We start from the raw sequence: 21723 nt of genomic DNA on the forward strand, positions 1-21723 counted from the left end.
GCGTAGTATAATATAAAAAACATGTTACTAGTCAAACATATCACTATCACTAAAGAAGGGAAAGAGGTGAGGTGTGTGACTAAAGGCACTAAGGAAGTCGAGCTCGACATTAAGGAGCTAGAGGATATCGTAAACAAGGCTAAGGAAGAGAATTTAGGTTTAATACCTCTGCTCCAGAGGACCCAGGAGGTAATCGGTTATTTGCCGAAGGAGGCCCTGGTAGCATTGTCGGAGATGTTGCACATTCCCTACAGCAAGGTCTTCGGAGTAGCTACATTTTATGCACAGTTCCATTTGACGCCAAGAGGACGTCATGTGATCCAACAATGCGACGGTACTGCCTGCCATGTCAAGGGAGGTCCCAGGATAAGGCGTGTCATAGAGGAAAAATTGGGCATCTCTCCCGGCGAAACTACCGAGGATTTGAAGGCTACATACGAGATCGTCTATTGTTTGGGTTCCTGCGGCCTGGCGCCAGCTGCAATGATCGATGGCAAGGTGATTGGAAGGCTGACTCAGGAGAAAATGAAGAGAATTTTAGATTCGATGGAGTGAGGGGAGCGAAATGTGCAGCTTTAAGTTGAAAGGCCCCGAGGATCTTGAGAAGTTGGCCGAAGAGGCCAGGAAGGAGCTGGTAATTAGGGAGGGTGCTGAATTTACGGTAAAAGTCTTCATCGGACCGCTAAATAACAGAGAGACATATAAAAAAGTGGCCAAGGCCTTTGTGGATGAAACGAAAAGGGCTAACGTCAGAGCCAGGGTGATAATTGCAGAGGGTGAAGCTGCCTCCGGCTTCGATCCACTTGTCGAGATAGATACACCGCGGGACGGCGTTGTTCTTTATGCAAACATCACTCCCGACAAAGTTCCCATCTTGGTAAGAGAGCATTTGGTAAGGGGAAAAATTGTTTCTGAGTGGATCATCTCTCAGAAGCGCAGCCAGCATGTGCTCTTTAGCTGGCATTAATTTCTTATGATGTATTGGAGAGATTGTCATGTCAGTTAATTATCGTGCAAATATTTTGTGTTGCAGAGGTACGAGTTGTACGGCGGGCGGATCCCGTGAGATATTGGAATCCTTTAGAGAACAAATAAAGTTGCATGACCTGGAAGATGAGGTCTCCCTTTCCTTTTCCGGTTGTCACGGGTTGTGCTCCATAGGTCCTGTCGTGGTGATATATCCGGAGGATATATTTTATTGTCAAGTAGAGCCAGAAGATGTGCCTGAAATAGTGGAGAAAACCCTTATTCGGGGCAAATTGGTGGATCGACTTTTGTTTAAAGATCCTATCACGGATGAAGCTATCCCTCACTATCATCAGATTCCCTTTTACATGAATCAGACGAGAATTTTGTTGAGAAATTGTGGCCTCATAAATCCGGAACGCATCGAGGAATACATAGCAAGAGAAGGTTACCAGGGTTTGGCCAAGGCGCTCTATAAAATGTCTCCGCAACATGTCATAGAAGAAGTAAAAAGCTCAAATTTGAGAGGGCGGGGAGGCGGCGGTTTCCCAACGGGGGTTAAATGGGATTTAACAAGAAAAAACCCCGCGGAACCTAAATACGTGATTTGCAACGCCGACGAAGGGGATCCGGGAGCCTTCATGGATCGAAGCTTGATTGAGGGAGATCCTCATGCTTTGATCGAAGGGATGCTCATCGCAGGCTATGCTATAGGAGCGCAAAAAGGATTTATTTACTGTAGGGCCGAATACCCTTTGGCCATACAGAGGCTGAAAATAGCCATTGACCAGGCTAAGGAATATGGTTTGTTGGGAGAAGGCATTTTAGGTTCCAACTTTAATTTCGACATAGAAATAAAGGAAGGCGCTGGAGCCTTCGTCTGTGGTGAAGAGACGGCCTTGATTGCCTCTATAGAGGGCCGAAGGGGAGAGCCCAGGCCGCGGCCACCCTTTCCCGCAGAAAAGGGTCTCTGGGGCAAGCCGACGAATATAAACAATGTAAAAAGCTACGCCTTCGTCCCTCAAATCATTTTAAACGGTCATGAGTGGTTTTCTTCCATCGGCACGGAAAAAAGCAAGGGGACGGCAGTGTTTGCCCTGACCGGCAAGGTAAAAAACACCGGATTGCTTGAGATTCCAATGGGAACGACTATAGGGGAAATCATTTTCGATGTGGGAGAAGGTGTGGCCAAGGACAGGCAGTTCAAGGCAGTGCAAACGGGAGGCCCTTTGGGAGGATGCCTTCCCTCTGACGCTTTAAACCTCCCCGTCGATTTCGATTCCCTCACGGCTTCAGGCGCCCTGATGGGTTCCGGCGGAATGATCGTCGTGGATGAGACTACCTGCATGGTGGAGCTCGCGAGGTTCTTCCTACAATTTGCCGTGGCTGAATCCTGCGGGCAATGCACCCCCTGTCGGGTTGGCGGAAACAAGATGCTCGAGATACTCATGCGGATAACAAAAGGACAGGGCAAGATGGAAGATTTGGATATGCTGGAAGAGATAGCGAAGTTCATGAAAAAAGCTTCTCTCTGCGCCCTCGGACAAGGTGCTCCAAATCCGGTGTTGTCGACGCTCCGTTATTTTAGAGATGAATACGAAAGGCATATATTGGACTTAAGATGTCCTGCCGGGGCGTGTACGACTCTTGCGCCCTCCCCCTGCCAAAGCGCCTGCCCTGCAGAGGTAAAAATTCCCATCTATGTTTCTTTAATATCGGAAGGAAGGTATGACGAAGCGCTGGATATACACAGGGCATCCAATCCCTTCCCTTCCGTTTGCGGGCGGGTTTGTCCCTCTTTCTGCGAAGATAAATGCAGGAGAGGAGAGGTCGATGAACCCGTTGCAATAAGAGATTTGAAGCGCTTCATGGCTGATCGCGAATCTGAAGAATGGTTCCCTAAAGTTTACGAACCAGATAAAGGAAAAAGCGTAGGTATAGTTGGGGGCGGACCGGGAGGCCTTACCGCAGCTTTAAGATTGGCTCAACTTGGATATGAAGTTTTCATTTACGAAGAAAGCTCGGAACTGGGCGGCATGATGAGGTGGGGCATTCCCGATTACAGGTTGCCTAAGGACGTGTTGAGAAAGGAAATAAATTCGATCTTGAACGTCGGGAAAATCGATGTCAAGTTAAATACTAAAGTAAGTCGCGATATCACAATTGAAGACCTGCTAAAAACTCATGATGCCCTTTTGCTGGCCATAGGGGCACAGGGCTCCAGGGATTTAGGAATTCCTGGCTATGAGCTTTCCGGCGTCGAAAGCGGCGTTTCCTTGCTGCGAAAGCTAAATATGGGCGATGATCTCTCCTTCGTCAAGGGTAAAAGGGTAGTAGTGGTAGGCGGAGGAAATGTCGCCATGGATGCCGCACGATCCCTTCTCAGGCTAGGGGCCAAGGAAGTTCACCTGGTCTATCGAAGGGAGCGCAAAGATATGCCTGCCCTTGTGGAAGAAGTTGAGGCTGCCGAGGAGGAGGGAATCCACTTCGATCTCAGCACACGCAGATGGCGCAGACGGAGAATATCGGCAGAAGAGGAGAGGGTTATATTCCATTATTTAACATCTCCCGTAAAGGTGCTCGGAGAGAATGGAAGGGTTACAGGATTGCTTTGTCAAAAACTCAAACTTCACGACGAAAGTGGTAAAAGCCAGTTCGATTCCTCGGCCAGGAAGGTCTCCTTTCCGGTGAAAGGAAGCGAGTTTGTTCTTGACGCTGATGTAATCGTTGCCGCCATAGGGCAAAAGGTAGAGCAGCTCTCATTGGAGGATTTGGGCATCAAACAGCACAGGAATGGCACGATCTTGGTAGATGAGAGGAGCTTGATGACCAGTCGGGAGGGTGTGTTTGCAGTTGGAGATGTAGTGTTGGGGCCGGCAAGTATAGTGGAAGCCGTCGGCCAGGGAAACAAAGCGGCACGGGCAATCGACAGGTTCCTAAGAGGACTATCCCTTCCTGAACCGCCTTCATTTATCGAAAGACCGGAGCCGCAAAAGTACGAAATCTCCGAAGAAGAGGCGGAGCGACCGAGGGCTAAGACGTCCATATTGTCGCCCGAAACGAGGGTTTACGATTTTAGGGAGGTCAACTTGGGTTTTCCCAACGAAGCTGTGGCCAGGTCGGAAGCGAGAAGATGCCTTCGATGCGACCTGGAAGAGCGCTAAAGGAAGTGTTGACGATGTCTGATATTACCTTGGAAATTAACGGCAGGAAAGTTCAGGGGAGCTCGGGAGATACGATACTAAAGGTATGCGAGAAAAATGCGATTGTCGTGCCTACACTGTGTCATTTCGGGGGCCTTGCCGATATCGGAGTTTGCCGCATGTGTCTGGTTGAGGTAAAGGGCGCAAGAGGTCTCGTTCCAGCCTGCACAACGCAAGCTATGGATGGCATGGTGGTAGTTACCGAAAACGATGAAATCAGGGATCTCAGGCGTTCAAATCTCGAAATGCTCTTTTCCGAGCGAAACCATTTTTGCATGTTTTGTGAAAAGAGCGGAGATTGCGAACTTCAGAAATTGGCCTACGAGTATGGCTTGGACCACATCAGCTATGGTTTCTTTTGGCCCGAATTGCCCATGGATATCAGCAGAAAATATTTTTTATACGATCAAAACCGCTGTATTCTCTGCAGGAGATGTTTGAGGGCCTGCGAAGAGTTGGCTGGGCATGCCGTTTTAACAGTTCGAGACAGGGGGCCCAAAAGTATGATATGTGCTGACGTCGACCTTCCATTCAACGAGTCTACCTGTGTCTCTTGCGGAACCTGTTTGCAAGTCTGCCCAACCGGGGCCTTGGCGGACAGGAAGAGCACATACATCGGAAGGCAAGAACATATGACTAAAACGAGAAGTGCCTGTGCCTTCTGTAGCGTTGGCTGTGAAGTAGAGATATACTCTCGAGACGGCGAGCCATTGCGAGTAGAAGGAATATTCGGCCAGGGGCCTACTTCCGGAATTTTGTGTTCAAAGGGAAGGTTTGAGCCCCTTTTCGAGGCAAACAAAAGGCTGGACAGGCCGCTATTGAGGGAAGATGAGGGCAAAAGAGGCTTAAATCTAAATGAAGCCTTGTCTGTTTTAGCAAAAAAGATCAAAGAATGGGGAATTAATTCCTTTGCGGGATTGATATCCCCTCGAGCCACAAACGAAGCTGCGTTTCAATTCAAAAAGCTGTTTGGCGATAACGTCTTTTTAATCGATTCCTTTTCTGTGCCCCTTGGCAATGCCTCTATTGAGGAGATCGACGATGCAGATTGTATAGTCGTTGTCGGTGCAGATCTGGACGAGGAATTTAAGGCCCTAAGTTCCTTCGTCAAGAGGGGCGCGAATCTGGGATCGACCGTCGTAGTCATGGGTTCTGCCGGGGCAAAGGTAGATATTCGTGCGACATATCGCTTTCATGATGAAGATATTGACTCTCTGAGCGAGGTCATGGGAAGGTTCTCCAATCCACTTGTCGTCTATGGGCCGGGGACGAAAAGATCGGTTATGGAGTTTTTATGGGGGCTACGTCCCGGCGTCAGACAGCTTGGCCTGGCTCGAGGAAGCAACATTCGCGGTATTGAAAAGTTGAAGATCAAACCTTGGAAGAAAAACAAAGGGTTCAGAGGCTTATACGCTCTGCTGGGCGATTTCGAAGTTTCCGACGATTTGTTGGGACAACTGGGCAATGCCGAATTCCTTGCGGTACAGTCTTGCTACGAAAATGAAGCGGTAAATTACGCCGATTTGGCCTTGCCTTCCAGGCTTTGGTTCGAACGTTCGGGCACTTATATAAATACCGAAGGAAAAGTTAGACATCTCGAGGCCATACCTGAAATTGCGCTGTCCCTCCCTTCCGATGAGGAAATCTTAAAGGGTTTAATTAGACTGTTGGGTTAAACCGTAACATTAAATTGGTATATATCCTTAAAATAAAATATATGGGAATGTCTGAGACATTCCCATATATTTTGATGATATATATAAAAATTATATTATTATTTTATTTAAAAGCTATTATCGCTTATGCCGTCAATGAGACCTGACTCATCTCAACGGGTTGCATATCTTTAATCCAATCGCCGTTCTCGTCTTTAAACCATGTGCCATTACTTCCAAATATTTCGGTAAAAAGAGTATCTTGTAATATAAACCAGTTACCGCTTTTATCTTTCAACCACATATTTAAAACCTCCCAACCAGGAAAATTTTTTGGTGAAAATCAGCTCTTCCTTGTTGTGAGGCTTCGTCTTATTCGTCCTGGGCGTCGAAAGAAACCGTTCATATCTGTGATCCCCCTTTTTGTCCTTGGAAGATTTATATCACATCCGAAGAACATTGTCAACTTAGGTTTACTAAAAATCTATAAATCTTATATAAGTTTATGCAATCGTTTGCATTTCGGTCCCTTGCGCTTTATTAGCGGCCGAACGCTTTTTTTGCTATAATATATTTGGCTTAATAAAGTAGATACCCCGATGGAGGTCCTGTCTTGAAATTTTCGTCCAATAACGATGATTTTGCTTCTTTGGGTGACGTTGTGGCCTTGATCAATGCAGAGAAAGGTGCGTTGATCTACATGCGGAATGGGAAGATACTGGAGACGGACAAAAGCGTCAGGGCTTTGAAGAGAAAATACGAGGAAATCTTGGATTATTATCAAAAAAATTGGCGCGATAGATAAAGCCAAGACTATTGGATATGAAATGCAAAGGGGAAGTGGTGAGTCGATGAAGACAACAGTCGCTAATTTAAAGGAATATACTGCAAACGATATACAGATTTTGGAAGGCCTTGAGGCGGTCCGCCGCAGGCCGAGCATGTACATCGGCGATACGGGCATCAGAGGTTTGCATCATCTGGTCTACGAAGTGGTGGATAACGCCATAGATGAAGCAATGGCGGGATATTGCGATCAGGTGAGCGTGATCGTTTATCCCGATGGCAGCGTGTCCGTGGAGGATAACGGAAGGGGTATACCCGTAGATACCCATCCGAAGGTGAATAAGCCTGCGGCGGAAGTGGTGTTGACGATTCTCCATGCCGGTGGCAAATTCGACAACAAAGCCTACCAGGTATCGGGTGGGCTACACGGTGTCGGCGTATCCGTCGTCAACGCCCTTTCGACATGGCTTGAGCTTATCATATGGCGTGACGGGATGGAGTGGCATCAGCGCTATTCCAGGGGCGTTCCCCAGTGCGAATTGACCCCTGTAGGCAAGGCCGACCGGACTGGCACTAAAGTGCACTTCTTGCCCGACGATACTATCTTTGAAGAAAAGGATTTTTCCTTTGACGTTTTAAGCTCCAGGTTGCGGGAAATTGCCTTTTTGGTGCCCGGCTTGAAGATAGATCTGAAGGATTTGAGGAACAACAAATCTGTTGCCTTTAAATACGATGGCGGCGTGATTTCCTTTGTGGAGTATCTGAACAGAGACAAAAACCCTCTGTTCAAGGAGCCAATTTACATAAAGGGAGAAAAGGACGATGTCCTTGTGGAGGTCGCCCTCCAGTACAACGATTCCTTCCAGGAGAGGGTCTTTGCCTTCGCCAACCTAATCCATACCGTAGAAGGCGGCACACATGTGGTGGGTTTCAGGACGGCTTTGACCAGGGCTGTAAACGAAATGGCGAGGAGGCAGAAACTTTTAAAGGACAAGGATGCAAACTTGTCGGGCGATGATTTGAAAGAGGGGCTTACTGCGATAATATCGGTTAAGCTTAAGGAGCCCCAATTCGAAGGGCAGACCAAGACGAAGCTTGGTAACAGCGATGTCAGGGGTATAGTGGATTCGATCGTTTACGATGGGCTGATGGCCTTTTTGGAGGAAAAGCCCGATTGTTTGAGGCCTATCGTTGAAAAGGCCATAAAGGCAAGGCAGGCGAGGGATGCAGCGAAAAAGGCGAGGGAGCTGGTCAGGCGAAAATCGGCCTTCGGAGGGCTGGACTTGCCGGGCAAGCTGGCCGACTGTTCCAGCAAAGATCCTGAAGAGTGCGAGCTTTACATAGTGGAGGGAGATTCGGCGGGAGGCAGTGCAAAACAGGGCAGGAACAGGACCTTTCAAGCGATACTACCCCTTCGCGGCAAGATACTCAACGTCGAAAAGGCGCGCCTCGACAAAGTTCTGTCAAATGCCGAAATCAGGACGATTATTCAAGCCCTAGGTTGCGGCATAGGGGAGGATTTCGACGTCAATAAACTTCGCTACCATAGGGTCATAATAATGACCGATGCCGACGTCGACGGCGCACATATCAGGACCCTTTTGCTCGCCTTCTTTTATCGTTTCATGCCGGGAATAATCGAGGGTGGGCACCTCTACATCGCTCAGCCCCCTCTTTACAGGGTACAGGCGGGCAAAAGCGAATATTACTGTTACTCCGATAAGGAGTTGCGCAATATGGCGGACAAACTTGCTAATAAGAAGATATCGGTGCAGCGTTACAAGGGCCTTGGCGAGATGAACCCCGAACAGCTGTGGAAGACGACGATGGATCCCAACGAAAGAATACTGAAGCGCGTTGATGTAGAAGATGCCCTCGCTGCCGACGAGTATTTCACGATATTGATGGGAGACAAGGTGGAGCCCCGAAGGGAGTTTATAGAGAGCCACGCTAACGAAGTGAGAAATTTAGATGTATAATTTGCTATAATGACTAAAGTAATAGATTTTTCAATAAAGGGGGCTTCATCATGTCCGATAATCCCGGCGGCAAAGGCGTATCTTTGAGGTATAAGTCGGTTCTGATCTCGGGTCTGATCACCCTGGCTGTAGTAATGGCAGTATTTATGGGCAGCTATTTCGCTGCAAAGGGAAACTTGTTGCGCAACATGAACGATCAGGCTAACAGCTTCGCAGGAAGTTTGAAGGATACTTTAGAACTTGAAATAACTCTCTTTCAGGATCGCAGTCAATCCAATCTCTCGGTCGCCTTGAACCAGCTTCCGGGAGATAGGATTATGGAATCGGTGAACAAGGTTAAGGTTGGTGAATATGAACTTCCCACTCTTTTCGTAATGGGCGTCGGGAGCGGGCTTAAGCAGATTACCGCTTCCAACGAGCTCGTGGATCTTTGGGCCGAACAGTTGAGCAGCCATTTTTCGATATATCAAATACATAGAAGCGATAAAGGAGAGCAAGCCATCCTGGTATCGACGAGCTTTAAAAGCTCTTCCGACAGGACTGTGGGGAAGGTAATGGATCCCGCCTCCCCCATCTACCAAACTGTAGTTAAAGCCGAAGGCCTCTATCAGGGTTTTGTGGAAATAGATGGCATGCCCTATTGCGTGTCCTATAAGCTAATCAAGGATGCCAGCGCTGTTCCGGTCATAATCGTAGGCACTGCCGTCTCGATCGAGCCCGTGATGGATTACATCGCAAAGGCATCATTCACGGAAGGCAGCTATGCCTTTGCCGTAAACGAAAAAGGAAATATAACGGTCCATCCCAAAATTGAAAGAGGCGCCCTCCTCTCGGAGGCCATGCCCGGCTTCTGGGAGTCGTTCAAGGAGGTAGAACAAAATCTGTCGAAGGAGTCTGGGCAGATAAATTTCAACTACAAGACCGGGGAAGGAGAGGGCTATTTGGCATCCCTTTTTGAAATTGGCGGTTTGGGGTGGCGGGTTGTGTTGAACATACCCGAATCCTATATATTCGCCCCCGTCTCCGCTATGGAAAAGGGAATGCTTCTTTATGGCCTGCCCGCTCTCATCGCGGGCCTTGTTCTGTTGGTTTTGGTGTTGGGCAAGTTTCTTGCTCCCCTTAAGTCGGTGTTGACTGTGGCAACCTCCATAGCAGAAGGCGATCTCTCCCTCCCCATCGAAGGTGACATGAACAGCAAGGATGAGGTCATCGCCGTTTTGGGGGCCTTTGAGCGCATAAGGCTGTCTTTTAAGGATTTAGTAGAAAAGTGCAGCGAGCTTTATCGTAAACTTGAGGCCAGAGACGAAGACCTGGGGCGCATAGAGGACAAAATCGAAGCATCCAGCAACAGAAGCCTGGAGGCCTCTAGGGAGATAGTCTCGGTCATTGCTTCGGTGTCATCAGCCGTGGAAGAGACAAATGCAGGCGTTGAGGAGGTAGCCTCGGGTGCGCAGAATACTGCCAAGATAACTACAGAATTGAGCGAAAGGTCTAATGTTGTTAACGAAAGTGTTAAAGCCGGCAGTGAGTCGGTATTTGAAACTGTTGCAAAGATAAACAGCGTGGGGGAATCGGGAACTCGCATTCGCAATGCAATTTCATCGCTCGATTCGGCTATAAAAGGCATAACCCAATTTGTTGAAACTATAACCAGTATAGCCGACCAGACGAACCTTTTGGCTTTGAACGCGGCGATTGAGGCTGCCAGGGCCGGTGAAGCGGGCAAGGGATTTGCCGTCGTTGCAGATGAAGTCAGGAAGTTAGCCGAGGCGTCGGCCGAAGCGGCGAAAAAGGTGCAGGAAGTAATTAGCGATATCCAAGAAAGGGGCAAGGAAGCGACTAAAGAGGTCAACGAGACCGTGCACCTGATAGAGGAAGCCGTGGCTTCCTCTCAGGAGACGAGCGCACAGATACAGAGCATTACGGAGCAGGTGAAGAGTATAAGCGATGGAGTTCAATCCATAGCTGCCGTTGCGGAAGAACAGGCTGCCTCTGCCGAGGAAATAGCTTCCGCCATGGAAGATATTTTGAACAAAGTGACTCAAGGTCAAGTGCAAGCTGAAGGTGTGGAGGAATCGTCGCGCGAGCTGATGGAACAGATATCAGTCCTGGCTCAGATAAGGGAAGAACAAAGTGCTCTGGTAAGAGACCTTAAAGAAGCGTTGGCCTTTTACAGGCTTGAGAAATCCGAGAGCGCGGGTTTGGTTCCCCTAGATTAACCTTGAATAAATAATTTTGGAAGTCTTTGTGGCTTAAAGATATAAAATAAAGGGAGGAGGATTTCCTCCCTTTATTTTATAGTTTTTATTATCTTCGCGAAGGAGGAAGGCCACATGGAAATTTCGTACGAAAGATTGGTTTCTAAGGCAGAAGATGCGGTCGATCGATATTCGGGCGAAGCTGTTGCTTTGAGCGATTATCTGGCAGAACATCCCGAGGTCTCGGAAAGGGAATTTCAGTCTAGCAAAAGACACGCGGAGCTGCTCCGCCGTCACGGTTTTGAGGTCGAATACCCCTTTTTAGACATTCCCACGGCATTTTGTGCAAAAAAATCCAACGGAGAGGGTGCGAAGGTGGCTTTATTGGTCGAATACGACGCCCTTCCCGAGATCGGCCATGCTTGCGGGCATTGTCTCCATGGTGCCATGTCTACCCTTGCCGGCATAGGGCTGGCTCCTCTCCTGGATGAGGGAGATATCAAAGGCACCTTATTTATTATTGGGACTCCAGCAGAGGAGACGAACGGAGCGAAGGTCACTATGGCGGAAAAGGGCGTGTTCGATGATCTTGATCTTGCCATCATGATTCACTCTTCCGGGAATAAAAGCTACGTCAGATACAGGAGCCTCGCCATGGATGCCATGGAATTTAGCTTCAAAGGAAAACCCGCCCATGCGGCAAGTTGCCCCTGGGAGGGCCGTAACGCCTTGAATGGCGTTCAGCTGTTTTTTCACGCCCTGGACATGTTGCGCCAGCACATTCGATCGGAAGCGAGGATGCACGGGATAATACATAGAGGTGGCGATGCGCCAAATATCGTTCCCGAAGCTGCTGCCTGCAGATTTTACTTCAGAGCGCCCACCAGGGCTTATCTGGATCGTTTGGTAGAACGAATCAGGAAAATCTCCCTGGGCGCGGCCATGGCAACGGAGACGGAAGTAGAGATGAAGAACTTCGAATTTAGCTTCGACAATATGTTGAGCAACGAGGCGGCGGAAAGTAAGATGGAGGAAATAATGAAAGGCCTTGGCATAGAAATAAGCGAAGAGGAGGGTTATGAGGGTTCTTCCGACATGGGCAACGTGAGCCATCGCTGCCCCGCTTTGCAGCCAAAACTGGCTATAAGCGATGAACCTCTGGTGACCCACAGTCGAGAGTTCGCAGGAGCAGTGACGACTTCCAGGGCGCACGAGGCTTTGATCTTAGGCAGCAGGGCTTTGGTCAGGATGACCCTAGCCATTTATTGCGACGGAGATCTTAGGAGGGCTGTCAGGGAGGATTTTGAAAGGGCCAAGCATGGGGAAGAACTTTTTTGATCAATGTTTAAGAGGTGATAATTGATGATTTCTTTGGAAGACGTAAAGAAGGCGAGAGAACGAATAAAGGGTTGGATTCATGAGACGCCGCTTTTTTCCTCGGCTACCTTCAGCTTATGGTCCGGAAACGAGGTTTATCTAAAGGCGGAAAATTTACAGAAAAGTGGAGCCTTTAAGTTCAGGGGAGCGATGAACTTCATGCTTTCTATGGATGAAGAGGAGAGAAAAAAGGGAGTGGTTACGGGATCCTCAGGAAATCACGGTCAGGCCCTTGCCTGCGCAGCCAAGATTTTGGGTGTAAAGGCGATAGTGGTAGTTCCTGAAGATGCTTCTTCCGCTAAAGTGGCTGCTATCGAAGGATACGGAGCACTTGTAGAAAGATGCGGACGTTCGTCGACGGAACGCATATCAAGAGCTATGGAGATAGCAGAACAAAGAGGGATGACCTTTGTACCCCCCTTCGATCATCCTTGGATCATGGCAGGTCAGGGAACGACTGGTCTCGAGATCCTGGACGAATTGCCCGACGTCGATGCCGTCCTTGTCCCATGTGGTGGTTGCGGTCTGATCTCAGGAGTGGCTACGGCCCTAAAAGAATCCTCTAAAAAGGTCAAAGTTTACGGTGTAGAACCCGAGAGGAGCAACAGCACCTATTTGTCCCTTAAGGCCGGTCACATAGTAGAACTTAAAAACATCGAGACGATTGCAGATGGCCTGAGGACTGCAAGCCCCGGGAAGATTACCTTTCCGATAGTTCAGAAATATGTAGATGATGTCCTTCTGGTGTCGGAGGAGGAAATTAAAAATACGGTTCTCTTGCTCCTGGAAAGGGCTAAATTGCTCGTGGAGCCGTCGGGAGCGGTACCCGTTGCCGCACTTTTATACGGGAAAGTTCCCTTTAAGGCTAAGAAAACAGTGGCCTTGATGTCGGGCGGAAACGTAGACCTCTTGACCCTTAGCAAGTGGATAGAAGAATCGAAGGCATAAAAGTGAAGCTTTTGGTTAGCGCCTGTCTGGTAGGATGTCGCTGTAGATATGACGGCAAGTCCTATGAGGATGAAATTTTAAGGGTCTTAGTTGAAAAAGGCCTGGCGTTATCGGCTTGCCCGGAGGTGCTTGGAGGGTTTGCAATACCCAGGCCCAGGGCTGAAATAGTCGATGGGACGGGAGAGGACGTTTTGCTTCGACGTGCCAGAGTCATAAATGAAAACGGAGAGGATGTAACGCCTCAATTTGTGAGAGGAGCTTTTAAGTTTTTGGATTTAGCGATAAAAAACAACATTAAATATGCTATCTTAAAGGATAAAAGTCCATCCTGTGGTGTATATAACATTTACGACGGATCCTTCACGGGTAAACTTAAGCAGGGCAGAGGTGTATCCTCTGCCCTGCTTCGTAAATGGGGAATAATTATATATTCCAACGGTCAGATAAAATAAATGCCCATCGCAAAATACCTCCGTTATTTTCTGTCATGGCCTGCTCTATATTGCTATTTGACATGAATTTATTTAGAGTTTAAAATAAAACAAGATTAGGGTTACCTAATTATATGGAGGTGATTTATTTATGGACGTTATAGAGGCCATTCAAAAGAGAAGGGCCATCAACTTCTTCGATTCCGCTAAGGAAGTGCCCGATGAAACGATACAGAAATTGCTCGAGCTCGGCAGCCTTGCCCCATCTTCTTTTAATTTGCAACCCTGGGAAGTCATTGTAGTTAAAGATCCCGATAGGAAGAAAGCCTTGAGGCGTTGTGCCTCCGGCCAGCCGAAGGTGGAAGAAGCCTCGGCAGTTTTGATATTCATAGCCGATCCGGGTGCTGTGGAAAAGAACTTGGATAAAATACTGGATAAAAATGTCGAGCTTGGCTATATGAAACCGGAAGGACGCCAGGGAACGACAGAAATGGTCCATAAATTATATGGTCCAAAGGAAAGCGTCAAAAGGAAGATCTTCGCCGCCAAGAACACGGCCTTTTTCGCCATGATAGTCATGATTGCCGCACAGGGCTTGGGGCTTGAAACCCATCCCATGGATGGTTTCGATGAGGAGGCCATAAAGAAAGAGTTCGGTATATCGGAAGATAAGATCATACCCTGTATCGTTGCCCTTGGCTATATGAGAGAGGGGATAAATTTACTGCCCAGGTTCCGCTTCCCCGTAAAGGAGATAGCGAAGTTCCTTTAAATTCATTGTAAGATCAGGGGGGGAAGAAAGAAAAACCTCTTTCCCCCTGATCTTTATCCTTAGAGGGAACCCCCCAATAGTTTATTGGCGATAGAACCTATGACGAAGGAGATGGCGGCGACGCCGAAACTCACCAAAGCCATTTCAGTGAACATCGGCTTAAAGCTGACGGACCTTACGACGGAAACGAAGAAGGTAAACAGAGCAATGATAATGAGGGCGTTGACCAAGCTCCAAGCCAACGCTGCATATACCGAAGAGGATACGAAAAAGGGAAATATGAGCAAAGCGACTGTTATGATGTAAGCCACTCCCGTATACACAGAGGCCTGCACTGGGAGGGTATCTCTTTCTTCCGACTTTTGGGAGAGGTATTCCGAGGCTGCCATCGATAGTGATGCGGCGATGCCCGTAATCAGGCCGGCTAAACCGACTATTCTGCTGTTTGCCAAAGCAAAAGTCAGTCCGGCCAAAGTTCCGGTAAGCTCCACCAACGCGTCGTTTAGCCCTAATACTATTGAGCTGGTGTATTTTAGCCTCTCTTCGTCAATCAAGTCCAGCAGAGCTTGCTCATGTTTTTCCTCTTCCTTTAATACTTCTTCGGCGTCCGGAAGGAGCGTCAGAAACTTCTTGTATTTTTTCTGAGCCCTGTCTTCGTTTAGCTCCATGAGTTTCAAGGTGAAGGTAATTCCAAATAGCATATTCAAAAATGTGTACAAGATAACTGCCACAGGATTTGGCCTTACTTTTGTGTTCGTATATCTTTCCCATATCGAAGCATGTCGAGCCTCGTCTTCAGATATTTGTTCTAAAATTTCCGCGTTCCTGCCGCGCTGTTTTTTAGCTAACCTCTTGTAGACGACATGTTCCGTCATTTCAGTCTTTTGCGATTTTAAAACTGCATCTTTAGTTTTTGCGTCCAGTTTCGTTTCAATATCCTTCATCGTCATCACCTCATCCAGCCATGTTGTCGTATAATGCTAACCAAGGTAATAAAACATTCTAACATGATAAGGAGAAGGATGCAGAATGAAAATTGTTCGTTTCGCGGCCCCAAAGGGGTCAATTCATTGGGGTATAGTCGAAGAAAATGAGGTCAAAGAGACAGAAGGTTTGTTGGGATCTTTTACGGGAAAGAACTTTGTTCTTTCCGAAGTGAGGCTCTTGGCCCCCGTTGAGCCGTCAAAGATCGTGTGCGTCGGGAAAAATTACGTCGATCACATCGAGGAAATGGACGGGGATGTAAGCAGCCTTCCAAAGGAGCCCGGACTTTTTTTGAAGGCACCGAACGCTTTGGCCGATCCCGAGGACATAATACCCTACCCTGCTTTCACTAAGGAATTCCACTACGAAGGAGAGCTTGCGGTAGTAATCGCTAAACCGATGAAAGAGGTTCCGGAAGATGAAGCATTAAACTATGTGTTGGGTTATACCTGCGCCTTCGATCTTACAGCTAGGGACGCTCAGAGGGAAGACTTGCAGTGGATAAGGGCCAAATCGGCCGATAAATTTTGTCCCATCGGTCCCTGGATCGAGACTCGGCTCGATCCCACCGATCTCGGCATAAAAACGGAAGTGAACGGACAGATAAGGCAAAACAGCAGGACATCCCTTATGATATTTTCCGTCAGGAAGATATTGAGCTGCATATCTTCTTTCATGACATTATTTCCTGGAGATGTGGTTTTGACGGGAACTCCTAGCGGCGTTGGAGAGCTTCGCAGGGGGGACGTCGCTTCTGTAACGGTGGAGGGGATAGGAACCCTTAAAATCTCCATAGGCAGTCAAAAATAAATGGGTTGTCACGAGGCAGGGCGCTGAAGAACCTCTTGCCACATGGCCTTTAGTGCCCTGCCTTACTTTTTTATCGGTTCTTAAGATTTATCCCTGCGCCTTCCTGAACCAATTTTTACCTTCGAGGAATCGGGCCACAAGCATGGAGGAAGCTGTGTCCCCCGTGGCGTTGACCATGGTGGCTGCCGGATCGACGAGAAAGCCGATGGTTGCTATTATGGGAAAGGCCTCCGGGGGGAAACCGTATAAGCTTACGATCAGCATTTCGCCCACCAGGCCGCCTCCGGGAATCCCCGAGAGGACTACTCCGCTTAAGGCGGCAATTGCGATGGCGGTGGCGAAGGTGTTCACGCCTGAGAAACTCAACCCGTAAAAGCCAAAGAGAAAGGATATCTTAAGTATGCCGCTCAAGCACGATCCTTCCATATGAATTGTCGCTCCCAGGGGCAGGACCATGTTTCTTATGTCTTCCGGAACTCCGATATTTCTCGCGGCCTCCAGATTTACGGGCAGTGTGGCGTTGCTGCTTCCCGTTGCAAGGGCAGTAATGGCGGGGGTGATCATGTTCTTCCAGAAACGGGCGATACCCTCACCGTCCGTCGAAATGTAAGCATAGACGCTGAAGGCGATAAAAAAGTAGGCAAAGGTAACTGTGTGATAGACTATCATGGCTCTTGCGTATGAACCGAGAAGTTGCGGTCCGAAGTCGCCTACCAGGGTGGCGAAGTAAGCCCCAAGCCCGATGGGTGCATAATACATTACGATCTTGACCAGTTGCAACATGGCATCGGATAGTATTGATACGATATTAACTACGGGGCGAGCTTTCTCGCCGAGGGCGTTCAAACTGACGCCCAGCAATATGGAAAAGATTATCAGGGGTAAAATGTGCCGTCTCGAAAATAGGTCAGCAAAATCCTCTACCGTGAAGGCTTTTACGATTTGTTCGGCTGTGTTCAAGGGCTCGAAATCCTGAGGAGCAACTCCCTCTATCACTATGCCCTGTGCAGGAGGAAAAAATACTACGGCGGCGAGCATTAGTACGGCAGCTATGACGCCGGTTATCAGAAAAATAGATATAGTCGTTCCGAGCACTTTCCCCAAACGTTTAAGGGACGACATTCCGGCAACGGCGTTCGTTATGGTACAAAATACCAATGGCACGACTATCATGAACATTAGATTTATAAAGACGTCGCCTAGGGGCTTGAAGACCAATGCCTCTTTGCCCATCAAGGCGCCTATAGTCGAACCTACTGCTATAGATATCAGCAAGATTACGGGAAATCCGTAGTTCTTCAACAAGCCTGTCTTACTATCGGTCATTGCTTTCCCCTCCCGACGTCTTATTCAAAGCCTTCTTCTTCTGACAAGGCCTCTTCCGTAATAAGGCCTTCTGCCACTATTAGAGCTTTACCCGAAAGAGAGGCCTCGAAGACCTTTTCGGATGTGAGCCTCAATGCCACTTTATTTACGCCCCCCGGATTTTTAACCTTCATCGCAAGAGGAGAACCGAAAAGTAGATGGGATGCTAGGCAACAGGCTATGGATCCCGTGCCGCAGGAAAGGGTGAAATCCTCCACCCCTCGTTCGTATGTCATCGCCCCTATGCAGTCTTTATTCCTCTCTGCGAAGTTTACGTTTGCCCCTTCGTCGAAGATCGCGCCCTTCCGGCGTATATGGCGTGCAAGGGAAAGCAAACTGTCGCGCGGTATGTCCCGAAATCCAGGAAAAAAGAGGACGCAATGAGGTACGCCAACGTAAAAGGCCACATAGGGAATTTCTTTGCCAAAGGCGTTGATCTTTCCCTCTTTCAGGTTTGAGACATCGATTTCGCCCATGTCAATTGTAGCCCAGGGAGGATTTACGGAAGCCCTTATAGGGCCAGCTTTGGTCTCAAAGGTCATGTCGCTTTTTGCATGGCCTTTTTCAAAGGCATATCTTGCAATACACCTGGCACCGTTCCCGCACATCTCTCCCTCCGATCCGTCGGCGTTGAAAAGCCTCATATAAAAATCGAACGTTTTCGAACCCTCGAGCACCAGGACTCCATCTGCGCCTAAAGAAGTCTTTCTGCGGCATATCTTCTTTGCCAGATCGGATAACCTATCGTCGCTGTATGTCCCTTCTTTGTTTTCTATTATAATGAAGTCATTGCCGTTGCCATGGGCTTTTGCAAAGGATATCATTTGTGGGTCGCCTCCTTTTCAGGTAACATCATTACTGAAATTTTACACTAAATGCAGGCATTCGGGACAATGGCCAAGTTTTAAACTCCATCAAATATTTTTTATGCTATGCTTTCATAGGTTTAATATCGATATCGGAGGTGGAAGAAGTGATAGGCAACGTCTTTTTGAAATCCACGAAGATCAAGTCGAGACTGTTATTGCTCGTAGTTATTTTGATCATCGCCAATATTGGGACTTCCTGGTATTTGCTCAGATCCATGCAGAACCAGAAAGGCAACGTAGAGCTTTTAAGGCAAAGCGGAGAAGGCATCAGATATGCTGCCGAGGCCAACGTCAACATTGTAGGCGCTTTAAGCAACGTTTACAGAGTAGTCAACGAACCTCAGGCTACCTGGTCGCTTGAATCAATGAACATAGAAAGCCTGCTTCAAAACGCCAGGCTAGCCTTCGAGCGGTACGAAGGGGCTTTGTTTACCGAAGAGGCGCGTCAGAGATACGACCGGACGGCTGAAGTATTCGAACGTTGGCTTAAAGCTATGGAAGGCATTAATAAAATGCTCTCCGAAGGTGCGTCCCATTCGGAGGTGTTGGACGGCATCAATAAGATCTATCTTGACACCAATATGCTGACCGGAGCAATAAACGAGGCCTTTGCCTTTTCCGCTCTCGACATGAACTCGACGGCCGATGAGGTTTCTCAGGCGATAGATTCGACGACGAAAAGCTCGATAATAATTGTTGCAGCTATAGCCCTCGTTGCGCTGTTTTTCGGAATTATGCTGGTGCACTCGATAAATAGGCCTCTGAAAGATATGGTGATTTTCGTCAATTCAATTGCTGACGACTTGGATTTGACGAAAAGGTCTGAAGGTGCAACCAAAGATGAAATAGGAGAAGTCTTGAAAGCCATCGAGAAATTGCTCTCCCGATTTAGAGATGCCCTTCTCGGTGTTATGGATGCCAGCAGGGATCTTGCCCTTACCTCCGATGAATTTTCAGATTCCACGGAAAAGGCTACGCGGATCATGGAAGAAGCCATGAAAGAGGTCAACAGGGTGTTCGACGACATCTCCTTCCTGGCTTCTGCCGTGGAAGAAATCAGCGCAAGCTCGCAAGAAGTTGCCGCAGGAGCCCAATCGGCAGCAAAGAGGAGCACCGATGTGGCGGAGCAGGTCGAAAGGTCGCGGCAATCGGCGCAAGAAGGGATCGATGCAGTCAAGAGAGCCGTGGCGTCATCCATGGAGGTATCGGAAAGCGCCAACAGGTCCGTTGCCGTGGTTAGCGACTTGAGCGCTAGGGCAAAGCAGATTCAAGGGTTCGTCGAGACGATTGGCCAAATAGCCGATCAGACCAACCTGCTGGCCCTGAATGCAGCCATTGAAGCAGCAAGGGCCGGCGAGCACGGGAAGGGTTTTGCCGTCGTCGCGGAGGAAGTGAGAAAACTGGCAGAACAATCAAATAATGCGGCGGGACAGATCACGAATCTGGCCGAAACGATAGTACAAGATCTTGAACAGGTTGTTGGCATAACGAAGGAGAACGCCAAGCTGACCGAGCAGGCCAAGGAAGAGGCAAACGGTGCCGAAAAGGCCATAGAGAAGATAATCGAATCGCTCGATTCTATCGCAGGCGCTGCTCAAGACATGGCAGCTGTTGCCGAAGAACAGGCTGCCTCGGCCGAGGAAATAGCAAGCACCGTCCAAAACCTGAACGAAAGGTCGGCCACCTTAAACAAGTCAGTCGAGCATTTGCTCGAGAGCATTAAAACAGTCTCGGGAGTTATAAGTGGTATAGCTGACGAATCGCAGAATTTGGCCTCTCTGGCGGCAAGGATGGAGACTCAGGTAAGGGCCTTTAAATTGGCAGAGGAGGGGGAAGAAGCCGGCGAAGAAGAGATGATCGCCCTTGAAAGCGGACGGACTAGTCCTTGAAGGAAAATTCGCCGTTTTTAAGTAGGCTTGAGCAGGCTTCCACTACCCAAGGATCGTAATACGTGTCTTTGAAGGCCTCTATTTCCGCAAGGACGGTTACTACGGGGAGCCCCTTTCTGTAGGGCCGGTCTGAAACCATGGCCTCCACTACGTCGGCGGCGGTCAGTATGAGGGCTAAGGGGTGAATTTCGCTTCTCCATAGCCCTCGCGGGTACCCGCTGCCGTCCAGTTTTTCGTGATGCTGATAGACGATCTCGGCTATGGGCCACGGAAACTCTATACTTTTCAAGATTTCAAATCCTACACGGGGGTGCGTCTTCACGAGCTCGTATTCTTCGAAGGTAAGTTTCGACGGTTTGGTCAGTATCTCCGCAGGAATGCGAATCTTGCCTATGTCGTGAACTAGGGAAGCCATATAGAGGGCCTTAACGTCATCTTCTGTCAACTGTAACTTCAAGGCTATGGCTTTGGCTAATTCTGCGACCCTCCGTTGATGACCTGCCGTGTAAGGGTCTCTTTGTTCCAATGCGAAACCCAAAGCCGATATAGTCTGAATCCATGCCCTTTCTAAGTAGCCGACGTATTCTTTCAGCTTTCGTGCGGCCCTTTTCCTTTCGGATATATCCCTATAAATAGTGTATATTCCGAAGAATTCGTCACCGAACTTAACGGGGATTGCGGTAATGGCTACTTCGAAAAGGGTGCCGTCCTTCTTCTTTCTCACCGATTCCAAATCGAGAGCTTTGCCGGAAGTTACCAGGGAGCTCAAATGAGATGCCTCTTCGAAGTAGGGGGAGTCTTTTGCCACGATCTCGTCGACATGCTTTCCCCTAACTTCCTCTTTATCGTATCCGAAAAGTTTGCAGAAAGGGTCGTTAACTTCAACGATAAAGTTGTTTTTATCCGTCAATACTATGGCCTCTGGATTGTCGTAAAATAAATATTGAAGGCGTGCTCTCTCCCTTTTCAATTCCTGTCGGGCTTTCGTCTCCTTGGAAATATCGCTCCAACTAATTGCTATGCCCTTTGGATTGACGTCTTTTAATAATCCGTGATAGGTGGCCAGCACTAGGTTTTTGCTCTTTTTTTGAGGGTTTAAGACTTGGTACGCCGTTGTTACGGAACCACCATCTTTCGATAGACATTTCAAAAGGCATTCTTTCGCCGTCGGTAAGTCCTTTTCATCGACAAATTCACAGATTGATCTTCCGATCAGCTCTTTCGGCGAAAGGCCGATGAAATATACGATGCTCGATGAAGCAGATATAACCTTTCCCAATTCGTCCGTAATGATTATTGCGATCTTGAACGGGTTCTCGTCAAATGTAGGCATGAAGGAAACCCTCTCTTTCTTTGATATGGGCAAGCCTGGGTTCTTATTATATACGTAATCTGGTTTAATGATTAGTAACTTTTCGGAATTTTCTCATTTCTTACGACAGGCAAAAGTATGATAATGTATATTTAAATCGACTGCATCATGACGGAAGA

The 21723-nt window shown here is 48.2% G+C and carries 18 protein-coding genes; 13 read left to right on the forward strand and 5 right to left on the reverse strand.

What is annotated here, in order from left to right; translation table 11 throughout:
- Nucleotides 1-21 precede the first annotated feature (21 nt).
- The 4 genes from nuoE to HMPREF1705_RS04780 are packed head-to-tail and all read left to right on the forward strand — an operon-like array spanning nucleotide 22 to nucleotide 5845.
- Nucleotides 22-555 (forward strand): NADH-quinone oxidoreductase subunit NuoE, encoded by a 534-nt coding sequence (nuoE, locus tag HMPREF1705_RS04765; protein WP_009202023.1) that lies wholly within the window; start codon nucleotides 22-24, stop codon nucleotides 553-555.
- Nucleotides 556-565: 10 nt separating this feature from the next.
- Nucleotides 566-967 carry a thioredoxin domain-containing protein gene (locus HMPREF1705_RS04770; protein WP_009202022.1) on the forward strand — a complete coding sequence of 134 codons (402 nt, stop codon included), beginning with the start codon at nucleotides 566-568 and terminating at the stop codon, nucleotides 965-967.
- A 28-nt stretch (nucleotides 968-995) separates the two neighbouring features.
- Nucleotides 996-4130 carry an FAD-dependent oxidoreductase gene (locus tag HMPREF1705_RS04775; protein WP_040348736.1) on the forward strand — a complete coding sequence of 1045 codons (3135 nt, stop codon included), beginning with the start codon at nucleotides 996-998 and terminating at the stop codon, nucleotides 4128-4130.
- 14 nt (nucleotides 4131-4144) lie between these two features.
- Entirely contained in the window at nucleotides 4145-5845 is a 1701-nt protein-coding gene (locus HMPREF1705_RS04780; RefSeq protein WP_040348734.1) for a 2Fe-2S iron-sulfur cluster-binding protein, read from the forward strand.
- A 124-nt stretch (nucleotides 5846-5969) separates the two neighbouring features.
- On the opposite strand, the gene HMPREF1705_RS10915 is transcribed toward HMPREF1705_RS04780, so the two are convergent.
- Complete coding sequence (locus HMPREF1705_RS10915) at nucleotides 5970-6128, reverse strand: hypothetical protein (protein ID WP_009202019.1); 159 nt, start codon at nucleotides 6126-6128, stop codon at nucleotides 5970-5972.
- A 309-nt stretch (nucleotides 6129-6437) separates the two neighbouring features.
- On the opposite strand from HMPREF1705_RS10915, the gene HMPREF1705_RS04785 reads away from it, so the two are divergent.
- From HMPREF1705_RS04785 to HMPREF1705_RS04815, 7 genes are all read left to right on the forward strand, one after another.
- Entirely contained in the window at nucleotides 6438-6629 is a 192-nt protein-coding gene (locus HMPREF1705_RS04785) for a hypothetical protein (protein ID WP_009202018.1), read from the forward strand.
- Between the two features lie 46 nt (nucleotides 6630-6675).
- Nucleotides 6676-8589 (forward strand): DNA topoisomerase (ATP-hydrolyzing) subunit B, encoded by a 1914-nt coding sequence (gene gyrB, locus HMPREF1705_RS04790; RefSeq protein WP_040348732.1) that lies wholly within the window; start codon nucleotides 6676-6678, stop codon nucleotides 8587-8589.
- 50 nt (nucleotides 8590-8639) lie between these two features.
- Nucleotides 8640-10808, forward strand: coding sequence for a methyl-accepting chemotaxis protein (locus HMPREF1705_RS04795; RefSeq protein WP_009202016.1), 2169 nt, complete (start codon nucleotides 8640-8642; stop codon nucleotides 10806-10808).
- A 114-nt stretch (nucleotides 10809-10922) separates the two neighbouring features.
- Nucleotides 10923-12125: a M20 family metallopeptidase gene (locus HMPREF1705_RS04800; protein ID WP_009202015.1), complete on the forward strand. Its 1203-nt coding sequence runs from the start codon at nucleotides 10923-10925 to the stop codon at nucleotides 12123-12125.
- 24 nt (nucleotides 12126-12149) lie between these two features.
- Nucleotides 12150-13112 carry a threonine ammonia-lyase gene (locus HMPREF1705_RS04805; protein WP_009202014.1) on the forward strand — a complete coding sequence of 321 codons (963 nt, stop codon included), beginning with the start codon at nucleotides 12150-12152 and terminating at the stop codon, nucleotides 13110-13112.
- Between the two features lie 2 nt (nucleotides 13113-13114).
- Complete coding sequence (locus HMPREF1705_RS04810) at nucleotides 13115-13564, forward strand: DUF523 domain-containing protein (protein ID WP_040348730.1); 450 nt, start codon at nucleotides 13115-13117, stop codon at nucleotides 13562-13564.
- Between the two features lie 130 nt (nucleotides 13565-13694).
- On the forward strand, nucleotides 13695-14315 hold the full coding sequence (locus HMPREF1705_RS04815; RefSeq protein WP_009202012.1) for a nitroreductase family protein: 621 nt from the start codon (nucleotides 13695-13697) through the stop codon (nucleotides 14313-14315).
- A 59-nt stretch (nucleotides 14316-14374) separates the two neighbouring features.
- On the opposite strand, the gene HMPREF1705_RS04820 is transcribed toward HMPREF1705_RS04815, so the two are convergent.
- Nucleotides 14375-15259, reverse strand: coding sequence for a VIT1/CCC1 transporter family protein (locus tag HMPREF1705_RS04820; protein ID WP_050767888.1), 885 nt, complete (start codon nucleotides 15257-15259; stop codon nucleotides 14375-14377).
- 85 nt (nucleotides 15260-15344) lie between these two features.
- Between HMPREF1705_RS04820 and HMPREF1705_RS04825 the strand changes: the two genes are divergently transcribed.
- Nucleotides 15345-16109, forward strand: a complete 765-nt coding sequence (locus HMPREF1705_RS04825; RefSeq protein ID WP_009202010.1) for a fumarylacetoacetate hydrolase family protein — start codon at nucleotides 15345-15347, stop codon at nucleotides 16107-16109.
- A gap of 87 nt (nucleotides 16110-16196) precedes the next feature.
- On the opposite strand, the gene HMPREF1705_RS04830 is transcribed toward HMPREF1705_RS04825, so the two are convergent.
- Together HMPREF1705_RS04830 and dapF are read right to left on the reverse strand one after the other, a co-directional pair.
- A complete protein-coding gene (locus HMPREF1705_RS04830; protein ID WP_009202009.1) occupies nucleotides 16197-17435 on the reverse strand; it encodes a dicarboxylate/amino acid:cation symporter in 1239 nt (412 codons plus the stop codon).
- A gap of 20 nt (nucleotides 17436-17455) precedes the next feature.
- Nucleotides 17456-18298, reverse strand: coding sequence for a diaminopimelate epimerase (dapF, locus tag HMPREF1705_RS04835; protein ID WP_009202008.1), 843 nt, complete (start codon nucleotides 18296-18298; stop codon nucleotides 17456-17458).
- A gap of 149 nt (nucleotides 18299-18447) precedes the next feature.
- On the opposite strand from dapF, the gene HMPREF1705_RS04840 reads away from it, so the two are divergent.
- Nucleotides 18448-20232, forward strand: a complete 1785-nt coding sequence (locus tag HMPREF1705_RS04840; protein ID WP_050767887.1) for a methyl-accepting chemotaxis protein — start codon at nucleotides 18448-18450, stop codon at nucleotides 20230-20232.
- On the opposite strand, the gene HMPREF1705_RS04845 is transcribed toward HMPREF1705_RS04840, so the two are convergent.
- The gene (locus HMPREF1705_RS04845; RefSeq protein ID WP_009202005.1) at nucleotides 20222-21565 is read right to left on the reverse strand and encodes an HD domain-containing phosphohydrolase; all 1344 of its coding nucleotides are present in this window, start codon (nucleotides 21563-21565) and stop codon (nucleotides 20222-20224) included. The two genes, HMPREF1705_RS04840 and HMPREF1705_RS04845, sit on opposite strands and share 11 nt — an antisense overlap.
- Nucleotides 21566-21723 lie beyond the last annotated feature (158 nt).

Origin of the sequence: Acetomicrobium hydrogeniformans ATCC BAA-1850, from assembly GCF_000160455.2 — a bacterium.
GTDB classification, from domain to species: Bacteria; Synergistota; Synergistia; order Synergistales; family Acetomicrobiaceae; genus Acetomicrobium; species Acetomicrobium thermoterrenum.